The following is a 14,555-nucleotide window of genomic DNA, read 5'->3' as shown; positions in this document are numbered from 1 at the left end:
AGGCCAGCCATGAACCTGTCGCTCTACCTGCTCACGGTGCTCATCTGGGGCACCACCTGGATCGCCATCAAATTGCAGGTCGGCGAGGTCGCTATCGCGCTGTCCATCGCCTACCGCTTCGCCCTGGCGGCGCTGGTGCTGTTCGCCATTCTCCTGCTCAGCCGCCGCCTGCAGCCGCTGGGCCGGCGTGGCCAGGCGCTGTGCCTGGCCCAGGGCCTGTGCCTGTTCTGCGTGAACTTCCTGTGCTTCTACACCGCCAGCCAGTGGATCCCCAGCGGGCTGATCGCCGTGGTGTTCTCCACCGCCACCCTGTGGAACGCGCTGAATGCGCGCATCTTCTTCGGCCAGCGTATCGCGCCGAACGTCGCCGGCGGCGGCGCCCTGGGGCTGCTCGGCCTGGCCCTGCTGTTCTGGCCGGAGCTGACCGGCCATGCCGCCAGCCGCGAGACCTTCTACGGCCTGGGCCTGGCCCTGCTGGGCACGCTGTGCTTCTCCGCCGGCAACCTGCTCTCCAGCCTGCAGCAGAAGGCCGGGCTGCGCCCGCTGAGCACCAATGCCTGGGGCATGCTCTACGGCGCGCTGATCCTGCTGGCGATCTGCCTGGTGCAGGGCGTGCCCTTCACCTTCGACGGCAGCGCGCGCTACGTCGGTTCGCTGTTGTACCTGGCGATTCCCGGCTCGGTGATCGGCTTCACCGCCTACCTGACCCTGGTCGGGCGCATGGGGCCGGAGCGCGCGGCCTACTGCACCGTGCTGTTCCCGGTGGTGGCGCTGAACGTCTCGGCGTTCATGGAGGGCTACCAGTGGAGCGCGCCGGCCCTGGCCGGGCTGGCGCTGGTGATGGCCGGCAACGTGCTGGTGTTCCGCAAGCCGAAGCCGGTTGCGGCGGGGCAGGTGGCTCTTCGTAGGATGGGTTGAGCTTGCGAAACCCATGCGGTCGCGGCGATGGGTATCGCTTCGCTCAACACCATCCTACGAAGAGCACCCCGGTGTGGCCTGTAGGAGCGGACTTCGTTCGCGATCAGCCCTTCCACACCTGCGGGTTGACCAGGTTCTTCGGCCGCTCGCCGCGCAGCGCCGTCTCGAAATTCTCCAGGGCGCATTCGGCCATGGCCAGGCGCGTTTCGTGGGTGGCCGAGCCGATGTGCGGCAGGGTCACCGCGTTGGGCAGGGCGAACAGCGGCGATTCGGCCAGGGGTTCCTTCTCGTACACGTCCAGGCCGGCGGCGAGGATGCGTTTTTCCTGCAGCGCCTCGACCAGCGCCGCTTCGTCGATCACCTGGCCGCGGGCGATGTTGACCAGGATCGCGCTGGGCTTCATCAGCTCCAGCTCGCGCTTGCCGATCAGCTTGCGGGTGGCGTCGGACAGCGGCACCACCACGCAGACGAAGTCGGCCTCGCCAAGCAGTTCGTCGAAGCCGCAGTAGCGCGCGCCCAGTTCCTGCTCCAGCTCCGGCTTGCGGTTGTTGCCGTGGTAGAGCACGTCCATGTTGAAGCCGAAGCGGCCGCGGCGGGCGATGGCCGCGCCGATGCGGCCCAGGCCGAGGATGCCGAGCTTCTTGCCGTGCACGTCGACGCCGAACAGCGGCGCGTCCACGGTGCGCTTCCACTGCCCGGCCTTGGTCCAGGCGTCCAGCTCGGTGGTGCGCCGGGCGGCGGCCATGATCAGGGCGAAGCCGAGGTCGGCGGTGGTTTCGGTGAGCACGTCCGGGGTGTTGGTCAGGGCGATACCGCGCTGGTTCAGGTAGGCCAGGTCGTAGTTGTCGTAGCCCACCGAGACGCTGGAAATGACTTCCAGCTGCCCGGCCTGGGCCAGCTGCTTCTCGCCCAGCGGTCGGCCGACGCCGATCATGCCGTGGGCCTGGGGCAGGGCGGCGGCGAACTGGGCGTCGACGTCACCCAGTTTCGGGTCGAGCACGGTGACGTTGAATTGCGCGTGCAGGCGGTCGAGGTGTTCGGGCGCCAGGCGGCTGAAGACGAAGACGTTCTTTTTCATGGTGGGGAAGGCAACGACTGACAGACGGGAGAGCAACCCTAGCATCCCCGCCACCGCCCTTGGCAAGCCCGGCGGCCCAGGCGGCGAGGATGCGGGGCGGTTATCGCGCGGCCAAAAGCCGCGCGGGCTCGGGCTAGGCCAGGTGCGGGCGGGCCATGCCGGCCTCGTCGGCCTGCAGCACGCCGGGCAGGTTCTCGCGCAGGTAGCCGACCCAGGTCTTGATCTTGGCGTCCAGGTACTGCCGCGACGGGTACAGGGCGTAGACGTTGAGCAGCTGTAGCTTGTGGTGCGGCAGCACGCGCACCAGCGAGCCGTCCTCCAGGCCTTCCAGCGCCGAGTAGACCGGCAGCGCGCCTATGCCCATGCCGCAGCGGATGGCCTCGGTCATGGCGTCGCCGACGTTGACCTGGAAGGTCGGCGGGCCGACGGTGATCATTTCCTGGCCGTTGGGGCCGTCGAACAGCCACTTGTCCAGGGCCAGCACCGGGCTGACCAGGCGCAGGCAGTCGTGGTTGACCAGGTCGCTGGGGGTGCGTGGCGCGCCGCGGGCCTCTATGTAGGAGGGCGAGGCGCAGAGGATGCTGTAGGTCTCGCCGATGCGCTGCGACACCAGGCCGGAGTCGGGTAGCTCGGTGGCGACCACGATGGCCACGTCGAAGCCTTCGTCGAGCAGGTCGGGCACGCGGTTGGCCATGGTCAGTTCGAAGCTGACTTCCGGGTGCTGCTGGCGGTAGCCGGCGATGGCGCGGATCACATAGTGCTGGCCGATGCCGGTCATCGAATGCACGCGCAGGCGCCCGGCGGGGCGGGCGTGGGCGTCGCCGGCCTCGGCTTCGGCTTCCTCGACGTAGGCGAGGATCTGCTCGCAGCGCAGCAGGTAGCGCTGGCCCGCCTCGGTCAGCGCGATGCGCCGGGTGGTGCGGTTGAGCAGGCGCGCGCGCAGGTGGGTTTCCAGGTTGGCCACGGCGCGCGAGACGTAGGCGGTGGTGGTGCCCAGCTGCTGGGCCGCGGCGGTGAAGCTGCCGGTCTCGGCCACGCAGACGAACGCGCGCATGGTTTGCAGAGTGTCCATTCGGAGCCCTCGGGAACGACAGGGTGGCTTATTGTCACATGAGACATCCGGCCACATTATTTCATTATCGGTAATAAAGATTCACAAATTGGCCGTCTTATCCGTTTCGCCGCGTCTCCCTAGAATTTACTCGCCCGAATGGTTTCTTCGGCATCCTCTACGCTGAAACAGCAAGCTCACCCTCCAGGATCCTCAATCGTGTCGCGTCACCTCGTGAAAGGACTGGCGTTCGTCGGCTCCTTTGTCGTTTTCTCAACAATTGCCGGTTGCATCAGTACCCATGGCATCGCCCCGCAGGAACAGCGCCTGGGCAATGACCAACTGGCCACCGATGCCGCCATCCAGTCCGCCAACCGCGATGCGAAGTGGCCGGCCGAGCAGTGGTGGCGCGCTTTTGGCGACCCGCAGTTGAACACCTGGGTGCAAACCGCCCTGGACAACAGCCCGAGCCTGGCCGAAGCCGAGGCGCGGGTGCGCATGGCGCTGTCCATGGCCGGGGTGGCCGAGTCCGCCGAGTCGCCGCAGGTCGGCGCGGATGCCTCGCTGACCCGTCACAAGTGGCCCACCGACTACTTCTACGGCCCGGGCGACCTGGCCGACACCACCAGCTGGAACAACAACGCTTCCCTGGGCTTCTCCTACAACCTAGACCTCTGGGGCCGCGAGCGCAGCAACACCGAGCGCTACATGAACGTGGCCTACATGACCGCCGCCGAGGCGCGCATGGCCCAGCTGGAGCTGGAGAGCAACCTCGTCCGCGCCTACATCCAGATGTCGCTGCAATACGCCGAGCTGGACATCGCCGAGGCCATGCTCGAACAGCAGCAACAGATTCTCTCCCTGGCCCAGCGCCGCCTGGCCGGGGGCCTGGGCACCCAGTTCGAGGTCAGCGAGGCCGAGGTGCCGCTGCCGGAGACCAAGCGCAAGATCGACGCCATCGAGGAAGCCATCGCCCTGTCGCGCAACCAGATCGCCGCCCTGGCCGGCAAGGGCCCGGGCGCCGGCGCCGCGCTGGTACGGCCGAAGCTGGCCCTGGCGAAGCAGCCGGGGCTGCCCAGCGCGCTGCCGCTGGAACTGGTCGGCCGCCGTCCGGACGTGGTCGCCATGCGCTGGAAGGTCGCCGCGCAGGCCAAGGGCGTGGATGTGGCCCGCGCCGAGTTCTATCCCAACGTCGACCTGATCGCCAGTCTGGGCTACAGCGCCGTCGGTGGCGGCATGCTGGAGTTCATCACCGCGCGCAAGTTCACCTACAGCGCGGGCCCGGCGATTTCCCTGCCGATCTTCGACGGCGGCCGCCGCCGCGCCCAGCTGGGCCAGGAGTCGGCCGGCTACGACGCCGCCGTGGCGCAGTACAACCAGACCCTGGTGCGGGCGCTCAAGGGCGTTTCCGACCAACTGATCCGCACCCACTCGATGGAGAAGCAGCAGAGCCTCGCCGAGCAGGCGGTGGCCTCCGCGCAGAAAACCTACGACATCGCCACCAAGGCCTACCGCGGCGGCCTGACCGACTACCTCAACGTGCTCAACGCCCAGACCCGCCTGTTCCAGCAGCAGCTGACGCTGCAGCAGGTGCAGGCCGCGCGCCTGGAAACCCACGCCGGCCTGGTGGTGGCCCTGGGTGGCGGCCTGATGGCGGCCAAGGACGCGCCGGGCGAGCACAGGATGGTCCCCGAGACCGTCTCCGTGCGGCCGCTGAGCGAGCGCTGAGATGGCCAGCAGCCAAGCCTTGCCGAGTCGCTCGCCGCTGGAGGAGGTGCGCCGCGCCTTCTTCGAGTGGGCGCGCAGCGACGGCGTGACCTGGGTCTACGTCGCCAAGGTGTTGACCGCCGCCATGCTCACCCTGTGGCTGGCCATGCGCCTGGAGCTGCCGCAGCCGAGCACCGCGACCATCACCGTGTTCATCGTGATGCAGCCGCAGAGCGGCCAGGTGTTCGCCAAGAGCTTCTACCGCATCCTCGGCTCCCTGGTGGGGCTGACGGTGATGGTGGCGCTGATCGCCGTGTTCGCCCAGGAGCGGGTGCTGTTCCTGCTGGTGGTGGCGCTGTGGGTCGGCGCCTGCACCGCCGGCGCCGCGCGCTACCGCGACTTCCGTTCCTACGCCTGCGTGCTGGCCGGCTACACCGCGACGCTGATCGGCCTGCCCGCCACACAGCACCCCGAAGCCGCCTTCATGTCGGCGGTGTGGCGGGTGCTGGAGATCAGCCTGGGCATCCTCTGCTCGACCGTGGTCAGCGCCGTGGTGCTGCCGCAGACCTCCGCCGCGGCCATGCGCAACGCCCTCTACCAGCGCTTCGGCGCCTTCGCCTGGTTCGTCCTCGACAACCTCGGCGGCGGCCAGCGCCAGCGCTTCGAGGCGGCCAACGTCAACTTCGTGTCCCAGGCCGTGGGCCTGGAGACGCTGCGCACCGCGACCATGTTCGAAGACCCGCACATGCGCCTGCGCGGCGGCCGCCTGGCGCGGCTGAACAATGAGTTCATGGTGCTGACCACGCGCTACCACGCCCTGCACCAGTTGCTCGAACGCCTGCGCGGCCAGGACAGCCAGCGCGTGCTGGAGGCCCTGGAGCCGTGCCTGGAACTGCTGCGGGAAATGCTCCAGCCGTGGAAGGGCAAGCCGCTCACCGACAGCGACGCGGCGGTGCTCGCCGAGCAGATCGCGGCGCAGCGCCAGGACATGATGCAGCGCATCCGCGAGGCCCGCGCCGGGCTGCGCGAGAAGGTCGAGGACGTTTCCGAGCGGCTGGACTTCAACACCGCCGGCGAGCTGCTCTACCGGCTGGTCGCCGACCTGCACGACTACACCCTGACGCATGCCTCGCTGGCCGAGCACCGCCACGAGCGGGAGAACTGGAAGTTCGGTTTCTCGCCCAAGGCCAACCTGGTCGGCGCGCTGGTGGCCGGCGGCCGCACCGCGGTGATGGTGCTGCTGTTCGGGGTGTTCTGGATCGAGACCGCCTGGCCCAGCGGCAGCACCTTCGTGCTCAACGCCGCCGCCGTCGCGGCGCTGGTCTCGGCCGCGCCGGACCCCTCGAAGATGGCCGCGCAGATGGCCGTGGGCACCTTCTTCGCCGCCATCCTGGGTTTCGCCGAGACCTACTTCGTGTTCCCCCACCTGGACGGCTTTCCGCTGTTGTGCGTGGCCATCGCCCCGGTGTTCGTGATCGGCGCCTACCTCTCGGTGAAACCGGCCTACGCCGGCTACGGCATGGGCCTGCTGATCTTCTTCTGCTTCGGCGCCATTCCGGCCAACATGACCGTCTACGACGCCGGCCGCACCCTCAACGAGTACATCGCCCTGGTGCTCTCGCAGGGCGCCGCGGCGGTGCTGGTCGGCGTGCTCCTGCCACCCACCGCGGCCTGGCTCTGGCGGCGCCTGGAAAAGGACCTGCGGATGCGCGTGGTGCAAGCCATCAGCGGCAGGCTCGCCGGCCTGGGCGCGACCTTCGAGAGCGCCACCCGCGACCTGATGAACCAGGCCTACGGCCTCGCCGCGCGCCGCCCGGACGTGCAGCGCAGCCTGCTGCGCTGGATGTTCCTGGTGCTGGAAGTGGGCCACTCGATCATCGAGCTGCGCGAAGAGCAGGAGCGGCTGCCCGACGAGCCCTGCTACGCCGAGGACATGCCCTGGCGCCAGGCCATCCGCAGCATGGGCCGCGCGCTGATCCGCCTGTTCGTGCAGCCGGGCGAGGCCAACCGCGAGCGCGCCCTGGCCGCCGTGGAACATGCCATCCTCACCACCAAGGCCACCGAGGAGCCGTGCGCGCCGGACTTCGAGAGTTCGCCCCTGCGCCGGGTGGTCAGCTACCTGCACTTCATCCGCACCACGCTGCTCGACCCGCAGTCGCCGCTGCGTGATGCCAGCCAAGGAACCGCCAGCCATGCTGCTTGACGACCTGCCGCGGGAAATCGCCTTCCACGGCGTCTACATGCCGACCCTCACCGTGCTCTTCGTGGTCGCGGCGGTGATCTGCTGGGGCATCGACCGCGTCTTCGCCTCCATCGGCCTGTACCGCTTCACCTGGCACCCGGCGCTGTTCCGCGTGTGCCTGTTCGCCTGCCTGTTCGGCGGCCTGTCCCTGACCGTCTACCGATAACGAGCCAGTTACCCATGACCTTGAAATCCGTCTTCAGCCTGCTGGCGACCCTGATCATCCTGGTGGTCGCCGTGTTCATCGGCCGCACCCTCTGGGTGAACTACATGGACACCCCCTGGACCCGCGATGGCCGCGTGCGCGCCGACATCATCAACGTCGCCCCGGACGTGTCCGGCGTGGTGGTCGAGGTGCCGGTGCGCGACAACCAGCAGGTGAAGAAGGGCGACCTGCTGATGCAGATCGACCCCGACCACTACCGCATCGCCGTGAAGCAGGCCGAGGCCCAGGTCGCCTCGCGCCTGGCCACGCTGAAGATGCGCCAGCTCAACGCCAGGCGCCGCGCCGCCATGGACAACGAAGTGGTGTCCCGCGAGAGCCTGGACGATGCCAGCAACACCGCCGCCGCCGCCGAGGCCGACTACCAGCAGGCCCTGGCCGCGCTGGACGCCGCCAAGCTGAACCTGGAGCGCACCCAGGTGCGCGCCTCGGTGGACGGTTACGTGACCAACCTCAACGTGCACCGCGGCGACTACGCCCGCGCTGGCGAGGCGAAGATGGCGGTGGTCGACGAGAATTCCTACTGGGTCTACGGCTACTTCGAGGAAACCAAGCTGCCGCACATCGCCGTGGGCGACCCGGCCGAGCTGCAGCTGATGAGCGGCCAGCGCCTGAAGGGCCACGTGGAAAGCATCGCCCGCGCCATCTACGACCGCGACAACCCGGAAAGCCGCGAGCTGGTCGCCGACGTCAACCCGACCTTCAACTGGGTGCGCCTGGCCCAGCGCGTGCCGGTGCGCATCCACATCGACGAAGTGCCGGAAGGCGTGCTGCTGGCGGCGGGCATCACCACCACGGTGATCGTCAACCCGGGCAGCCAGGACGCGACGGCGCAGTGAGCGCAATGCGCGTCAGGTAAAAAACGGGGGCTTCGGCCCCCGTTCGTTTTTCCCGGTGCAGGCCCTGTAGGGCCCTGCCCGCGAATCGCGCGCAGGGCGCGCTCCTACATGGAATGGCGTGGGTGGGGGCAGCGTAGGAGCGGATCTCACCCGCGAACCGCGCCGGGAATTCCGGCTATCGCGGACAAGGTCCGCTCCTACGGGGGAGGAATACCGTGTTTCCCGGCAACCTGTAGCGGGCCCTGCCCGCGATTTCGCGCGCAGGGCGCGCTCCTACAATGGGAATGGCGTGGGTGGGGCCGCGTAGGAGCGGATCTTATCCGCGAACCGCGCCGGGACGTCCGGCTATCGCGGACAAGGTCCGCTCCTACGGGGGGAGGAATACCGTGCTTCCCGGCAACCTGTAGGAGCGGGCCCTGCCCGCGATTCGCGCGCAGGGCGCGCTCCTACATGGAATGGCGTAGGTGGGGCAGCGTGTAAGCGGATCTCATCCGCGAACCGCGCCGGAACCTCCGGCCATCGCGGAGAAGCCCGTAGGATGGGTTGAGCGAAGCGATACCCATCACCATGACCGCATGGGTATCGCAAGCTCAACCCATCCTACGAAAAGCGCTTCAGCGCTTGGCCAGGGTGGCGCTGCGCCCCAGGTTCTGTGCCTTGGCCACGCTGCAGCTGGCGCCGGCGAGGAATTGCGAGTTGCTCAGCCATTCCTGCTGCGGGTAATAGGCGAATACGTAGCTGCCTTTCTGCAGGGTGTCGATCAGCTTCTGCGCCACCTGCGGGCGCACCGCCGGGCAGCCCTGGCTGCGGCCCAGGCGGCCGAGGCCGGGGACCACCCTGGGATCGGCGTAGGCTGCCGCGTGCATGACGATGGCGCGCTCTTCGCTGTTGTCGTTGAAGCCCGGTTCCAGGCCCAGCAGGCGCAGCGAGCGGCCGTGCTTGCCGCGGTAGGTCTGGCCGGTCTGGTACAGGCCGATGGACGACTGGTAGCTGTTCGGGCGGTTGGAGAACGAGGTGGCGAGGTCGTCGCCGCTGTTCTTGCCGTGGGCCACCCACTCCTCAAACAGCAGCTTGCGCCGCTGCAGGTCGAACACCCACAGGCGCTTGTCGCGCGAGGCCTTGGAGTAGTCGATGACGGTCAGCAGTTCGTCGCGCCCGCCCAGTTGCGCGGCGTTGGCGCACTGGTAGGCGCTGAGCGCCAGGCGCAGGGCCTGCAGGTTGGTGGCCGGGGCCAGGCGGTGGAGTTCCTCGGCGCTGGGCAGCGCCGCTTGGGCGAGGCTGCTGCCGAGCGCGTAGAGCGCGCCCACGGCGAGCAGCGGCCGGAGTTTCCCCCAGACGGTGGATATGGACGGCATGGCGCCGTTCCCCCCTTTGTCACTTCCTAAGGTCTGTTTTCGATTGCGCATGCAAGTGCGCGAAATTAGGGGGGATTCTCGCTCATTTTTTGACCGGTGCCGGTACCGCTTGTCGGTCGTTGGTGGTGATCACCGTGAAGTCGGGGTTGCTGCGCGTTTCGCGGCTGGACGGCAGGTCGGTAATGACCAGGGTGCTGCCGACGTCCATGGCCAGCAGCAGCGAGTGCAGGAAGTGCGCGTCCATGCTGAACTGGCCGAGCTGTTCGGCGGGGGTCAGGCCGGCCTGCGGGTTGCTCACCTGCACCGCGCTCCAGCGCAGGTTGGGGCTGGCGCTGGCCAGCTGTTCCGGGGTGGGCCGCTCCAGCAGCGAGAAGGCCGCCACGCCGGTGCGCGCGCCGGGGTTGTCGAGGGCCACCGGGGCGCTGCCGATCTGGGTGCCGCCGCGGTACACGTAGGCGCGGCGGTCGGCGCGGCTGATCAGCACCGAGATCGGCCCGAGGCTTTCGCCCGGGTCGCTCCAGTAAGGTTCCACCGCCGGGCTGGCCGGGCCGCTGGCCTTGCCTTCGCTCACCTGCGGGGCGAGCAGGCCGGGGTGGTAGACCTCCACCGGCGAGCTCCTGGCGTCGGAGATGATCACCGTGGTGTTGCTGAAGCCGGTGACCTCGTAGAGCTTCTTGGCGAAGGCCATGGGCAGGCGGATGCAGCCGTGGGAGGCGGGGTAGCCGGGCAGGTTGCCGGCGTGCAGGGCGATGCCGTCCCAGGTCAGGCGCTGCATGTAGGGCATGGGCGCGCTGTCGTACAGGTCGGAGTGGTATTCCACCTTCTTCTGCAGGATGGTGAACACGCCGGTGGGGGTTTCCTTGCCGCGCTTGCCGGTGCTGACCGTGGCCACGCCGATGGCGATGCCGTTGCGGTACACGTAGGCGCGCTGTTCGGTGAGGCTGACCACCACCGTGACCGGGCCCTGCGGGGAAATCTCCGGGTACCAGAGGAACTGCCCGGGCTTGAGCTTCTTCAGCGCCGCCTGCAGGTCGTTGAGCGGCGAGGCGTGGCTGGAGTTGGCCTCGACGGGGAGGGCGACCAGGCTGAACAGCAGCAGGGCGAAAGACAGGATCTTCATCGTATTCCTTCGATGCGCGGGCGTCCTCGCAGCTTAGTCGGGGCCGAGCCGCCCCTGCAATTCGCGATGCCGGACGGCAGGCCTCAGCCCAGCGCGACCAGCTCGGCGGCGCTCAGGGCTCGGTACTGGCCTGGCGCCAGCTGCGGGTCCAGGGCCAGGCCGCCCATGCGTTCGCGGTGCAGGCGGGTGACCTTGTTCTGGAAGTGCCCGAACATACGCTTGACCTGGTGGTAGCGGCCTTCGTGGAGAGTCAGGCGCGCCGCGCGCGGGGCGAGGATCTCCAGCTGTGCGGGGAGGGTGGTGAGGTCCTCGTAGCGGAAGTACAGGCCGCGGGCGAAGACTTCGGCGTAGTGCGCCTCGATCGGCTGCTCGGTCTCCACGTAGTAGACCTTGGGCAGTTTGCGCCCGGGCAGGGTCATGCGCCGCGACCACTGGCCGTCGTTGGTGATCAGCAGCAGGCCGGTGGTGTTGAAGTCCAGCCGCCCGCCGATGTGCAGTTCGTGCTTGTCCGGTTCGTCGAGCAGGTCGAGCACGGTGCGGTGCTCTGGGTCCCGAGTGGCGCTGACGCAGCCGGCGGGCTTGTGCAGCATGAAGTAGCGCGCCGGGCGGCCGGCCTGCAGCACCTCGCCGTCCAGCTCCACGCGGCTGAACTCGCGCACCTCGTGGCGGCCGTCGCGGACCACTGCGCCGTCCACCTTCAGGCGCCCGGCGGCCAGCAGCAGGCGCGCGTCCTGGCGGCTGAAGCGGGGCAGGTTGGTGAGGAAGCGGTCCAGGCGCATCAGGCGGGTTCGTCGTCGGGCGGCAGGCTCTGCGCGCAGCGCGGGCACAGGCAGGCGCGGTCGAGCAGTTGTGGCGGGACACGGGCCAGGGCGGCGGGGTCGATGCGCGTCTGGAAGCACCAGCAGAGCGTCCCGTCGGCGTCCGGGTCGGCCTGGCTGCAGCTGTTGCGCTGGCCGCAGAGGGGGCAACGGGTGGGGTCGGGCGTGTCGGTCATGGTGCGGGTCGGTGCTTTGCCGGGGGCACAGGGTGCAGCGGGCGGCGCCGGGGTGCAAGGGGAATCGGATGCCTGGGGGTGTTCATGCCACCGGGATGTCCGGCGTGGCCGGCAAGCACGAGACCCGTAGGATGGTGTTGAGCGAAGCGATACCCATCAGCGCCACCGCATGGGTATCGCAAGCTCAACCCATCCTACGAAGAGCCCCCTGGCGCGGCTTGCAAGACAGTTGCCCCTACGCCCGCGATTCGGCAGATAACGCCATAGGCGCCTGGAGCCCAAATAAAAAATGCCGTTTCTCCCAGGGGAAGAAACGGCATTCCTTTCAAAGCCCCACCGTACCGGCCAGGGCTTTCCTCACGCCGAAAGGCTTAGGCTTGAACGACCGGAATCTTGGCGTTGGCAGCAGCTTCCTTGAACTCGGCGATCTGGTCGAAGCTCAGGTAGCGGTAGATATCGGCAGACATGCTGTCGATGTCCTTCGCGTAGGCCATGTACTCCTCGACGGTCGGCAGCTTGCCGATGATCGAAGCCACGGCGGCCAGCTCCGCCGACGCCAGGAACACGTCGGTGGAATCGCCCAGGCGGTTCGGGAAGTTACGGGTGGAGGTGGAGACCACGGTGGAACCGGTCTGGACGCGGGCCTGGTTACCCATGCACAGCGAGCAGCCCGGCATTTCCATGCGCGCGCCAGCCTTGCCGTAGATGCCGTAGTAGCCTTCCTCGGTCAGCTGGTGGGCGTCCATCTTGGTCGGCGGGGCCAGCCACAGACGGGTCGGAATGCCACCCTTGACCTTGTCCAGCAGCTTGCCGGCGGCGCGGAAGTGACCGATGTTGGTCATGCACGAACCGATGAACACCTCGTCGATCTTGCGGCCTTGCACGCTGGACAGCAGGCGGGCGTCGTCCGGGTCGTTCGGGGCGCAGAGCACCGGCTCCTTGACGTCGGCCAGGTCGATCTCGATGACCGCGGCGTATTCGGCGTCCTTGTCGGCTTCCAGCAGTTGCGGGTTGGCCAGCCAGGCTTCCATCGCTTGCGCGCGGCGCTCCAGGGTGCGGGCGTCGCCGTAGCCTTCGCCGATCATCCAGCGCAGCAGGGTGATGTTCGACTTCAGGTATTCGGCGATGGCCTGTTCCGGCAGCTTGATGGTGCAACCGGCGGCGGAGCGTTCGGCCGAGGCGTCGGACAGCTCGAAGGCTTGCTCGACGGTCAGATCGTTCAGGCCTTCGATTTCGAGGATGCGGCCGGAGAAGATGTTCTTCTTGCCTTTCTTCTCGACGGTCAGCAGGCCCTGCTGGATGGCGTAGTAGGGGATGGCGTGGACCAGGTCACGCAGGGTGATGCCCGGTTGCAGCTTGCCCTTGAAGCGCACCAGGACCGATTCGGGCATGTCCAGCGGCATTACGCCGGTGGCGGCGGCGAAGGCCACAAGGCCCGAGCCGGCCGGGAAGCTGATGCCGATCGGGAAGCGGGTGTGCGAGTCGCCGCCGGTGCCGACGGTGTCGGGCAGCAGCATGCGGTTCAGCCAGCTGTGGATGATGCCGTCGCCCGGACGCAGGGACACGCCGCCGCGGGTCATGATGAAGTCCGGCAGGGTGTGGTGGGTCTTGACGTCGATCGGCTTCGGATAGGCCGCGGTGTGGCAGAAGGACTGCATCACCAGGTCGGCGGAAAAGCCCAGGCAGGCCAGGTCCTTCAGCTCGTCGCGGGTCATCGGGCCGGTGGTGTCCTGGGAACCGACGGTGGTCATCTTCGGTTCGCAGTAGGTGCCCGGACGCACGCCTTTGCCTTCCGGCAGGCCGCAGGCGCGACCGACCATCTTCTGCGCCAGGGTGTAGCCCTTGCCGCTGTCGGCGGGGGCTTCGGGCTTCTTGAACAGCTCGGACGGGGCCAGGCCCAGTTCGGCGCGGGCCTTCTCGGTCAGGCCGCGGCCGACGATCAGCGGGATACGGCCGCCGGCGCGGACTTCGTCGAGCAGAACCGGGGTCTTCAGCTCGAAGGTGGTGACCAGTTCGCCGCTGTCGTGACGCACGACCTTGCCTTCGTAGGGGTACACGTCGATGACGTCGCCCATGGCCAGGTTGGTGCAGTCGAACTCGATCGGCAGGGCGCCGGCGTCTTCCATGGTGTTGTAGAAGATCGGGGCGATCTTGGTGCCGAAGCAGAAGCCGCCTGCGCGCTTGTTCGGCACGTAGGGGATGTCGTCGCCGAAGAACCACAGCACCGAGTTGGTGGCGGACTTGCGGGACGAACCGGTGCCGACCACGTCGCCGACGTAGGCGACCGGGAAGCCTTTGGCCTTGACCGCTTCGATCTGCTTCAGCGGGCCGACGGCGCCGGGTTGTACCGGCTCGATGCCGTCGCGGGCCATCTTCAGCATGGCCAGGGCGTGCAGCGGGATGTCCGGGCGCGACCAGGCGTCGGGGGCCGGGGACAGGTCGTCGGTGTTGGTTTCGCCGGGCACCTTGAACACGGTCAGGGTGATCTTCTCGGCGACCGCCGGGCGGGCCTGGAACCACTCGCCGTCGGCCCAGGACTGCAGCACGGCCTTGGCGGCGGCGTTGCCTTTCTTGGCGCGTTCGGAAACGTCGTGGAAGGCGTCGAACATCAGCAGGGTGTGCTTCAGTTGCGCGGCGGCGACTTCGGCCAGCTCGGCGCTGTCCAGCAGTTCGACCAGGGTGGCGATGTTGTAGCCGCCCTGCATGGTGCCCAGCAGCTCGACGGCGCGGGCCTTGCTGATCAGCGGGGAGGTGGCTTCGCCCTTGGCGACGGCGGAGAGGAAGCCGGCCTTGACGTAGGCGGCCTCGTCCACGCCCGGCGGGACGCGGTTGGTGATCAGGTCGAGGAGGAATTCTTCTTCGCCGGCCGGCGGGTTCTTCAGGAGTTCGACCAGACCGGCGGTCTGTTCGGCGTTCAGCGGCTGGGGCACGACACCCTGGGCGGCACGCTCTTCTACGTGTTTGCGGTAGGCTTCAAGCACAGTATTTCCCTCATCAGTGGTCCCGTGGGACGCGTATCCAGGAGACC

12 protein-coding genes are annotated in these 14,555 nt (G+C 68.2%); 5 read left to right on the top strand and 7 right to left on the bottom strand.

All coding sequences use genetic code 11. The annotated features are described in order from the left end of the window. Positions 1-9 precede the first annotated feature (9 nt). Entirely contained in the window at positions 10-918 is a 909-nt protein-coding gene (locus PM1_RS19585) for a DMT family transporter (RefSeq protein ID WP_009619074.1), read from the top strand. A gap of 103 nt (positions 919-1,021) precedes the next feature. Here PM1_RS19585 and PM1_RS19580 read toward each other — a convergent pair whose 3' ends face one another. Both PM1_RS19580 and PM1_RS19575 read right to left on the bottom strand, forming a co-directional pair. Beyond that, complete coding sequence (locus PM1_RS19580) at positions 1,022-1,996, bottom strand: 2-hydroxyacid dehydrogenase (protein WP_024128299.1); 975 nt, start codon at positions 1,994-1,996, stop codon at positions 1,022-1,024. A gap of 133 nt (positions 1,997-2,129) precedes the next feature. Continuing rightward, positions 2,130-3,068 (bottom strand): LysR family transcriptional regulator, encoded by a 939-nt coding sequence (locus tag PM1_RS19575; RefSeq protein WP_009619078.1) that lies wholly within the window; start codon positions 3,066-3,068, stop codon positions 2,130-2,132. A 198-nt stretch (positions 3,069-3,266) separates the two neighbouring features. On the opposite strand from PM1_RS19575, the gene PM1_RS19570 reads away from it, so the two are divergent. Genes PM1_RS19570 through PM1_RS19555 form a run of 4 tightly spaced genes read left to right on the top strand, consistent with a single transcriptional unit; the run spans position 3,267 to position 8,058 of the window. Further along, the gene (locus PM1_RS19570) at positions 3,267-4,775 is read left to right on the top strand and encodes an efflux transporter outer membrane subunit (protein ID WP_009619080.1); all 1,509 of its coding nucleotides are present in this window, start codon (positions 3,267-3,269) and stop codon (positions 4,773-4,775) included. Position 4,776: 1 nt separating this feature from the next. After that, positions 4,777-6,957 (top strand): FUSC family protein, encoded by a 2,181-nt coding sequence (locus PM1_RS19565; protein ID WP_009619082.1) that lies wholly within the window; start codon positions 4,777-4,779, stop codon positions 6,955-6,957. Between the two features lie 4 nt (positions 6,958-6,961). Beyond that, positions 6,962-7,162 carry a DUF1656 domain-containing protein gene (locus PM1_RS19560; protein WP_024128300.1) on the top strand — a complete coding sequence of 67 codons (201 nt, stop codon included), beginning with the start codon at positions 6,962-6,964 and terminating at the stop codon, positions 7,160-7,162. A 14-nt stretch (positions 7,163-7,176) separates the two neighbouring features. Then, positions 7,177-8,058 carry an efflux RND transporter periplasmic adaptor subunit gene (locus tag PM1_RS19555; RefSeq protein WP_009619086.1) on the top strand — a complete coding sequence of 294 codons (882 nt, stop codon included), beginning with the start codon at positions 7,177-7,179 and terminating at the stop codon, positions 8,056-8,058. Positions 8,059-8,672: 614 nt separating this feature from the next. On the opposite strand, the gene PM1_RS19550 is transcribed toward PM1_RS19555, so the two are convergent. From PM1_RS19550 to acnB, 5 genes are all read right to left on the bottom strand, one after another. Further along, complete coding sequence (locus PM1_RS19550; RefSeq protein WP_009619087.1) at positions 8,673-9,413, bottom strand: murein L,D-transpeptidase catalytic domain family protein; 741 nt, start codon at positions 9,411-9,413, stop codon at positions 8,673-8,675. Between the two features lie 82 nt (positions 9,414-9,495). Continuing rightward, positions 9,496-10,533 (bottom strand): L,D-transpeptidase, encoded by a 1,038-nt coding sequence (locus PM1_RS19545; RefSeq protein ID WP_009619088.1) that lies wholly within the window; start codon positions 10,531-10,533, stop codon positions 9,496-9,498. Positions 10,534-10,616: 83 nt separating this feature from the next. Then, on the bottom strand, positions 10,617-11,312 hold the full coding sequence (locus PM1_RS19540) for a pseudouridine synthase (protein ID WP_009619089.1): 696 nt from the start codon (positions 11,310-11,312) through the stop codon (positions 10,617-10,619). Continuing rightward, positions 11,312-11,527: a cysteine-rich CWC family protein gene (locus PM1_RS19535; RefSeq protein ID WP_009619090.1), complete on the bottom strand. Its 216-nt coding sequence runs from the start codon at positions 11,525-11,527 to the stop codon at positions 11,312-11,314. The genes PM1_RS19540 and PM1_RS19535 overlap by 1 nt, the downstream gene beginning before the upstream one ends. Positions 11,528-11,898: 371 nt before the next feature. Continuing rightward, positions 11,899-14,508, bottom strand: coding sequence for a bifunctional aconitate hydratase 2/2-methylisocitrate dehydratase (gene acnB / locus PM1_RS19530; RefSeq protein ID WP_009619091.1), 2,610 nt, complete (start codon positions 14,506-14,508; stop codon positions 11,899-11,901). Positions 14,509-14,555: the final 47 nt, after the last annotated feature.

It is taken from the genome of Pseudomonas sp. M1 (assembly GCF_022760135.1).
GTDB classification, from domain to species: Bacteria; Pseudomonadota; Gammaproteobacteria; order Pseudomonadales; family Pseudomonadaceae; genus Pseudomonas; species Pseudomonas citronellolis.
This window is presented reverse-complemented; position numbering and strand designations above follow the sequence as displayed.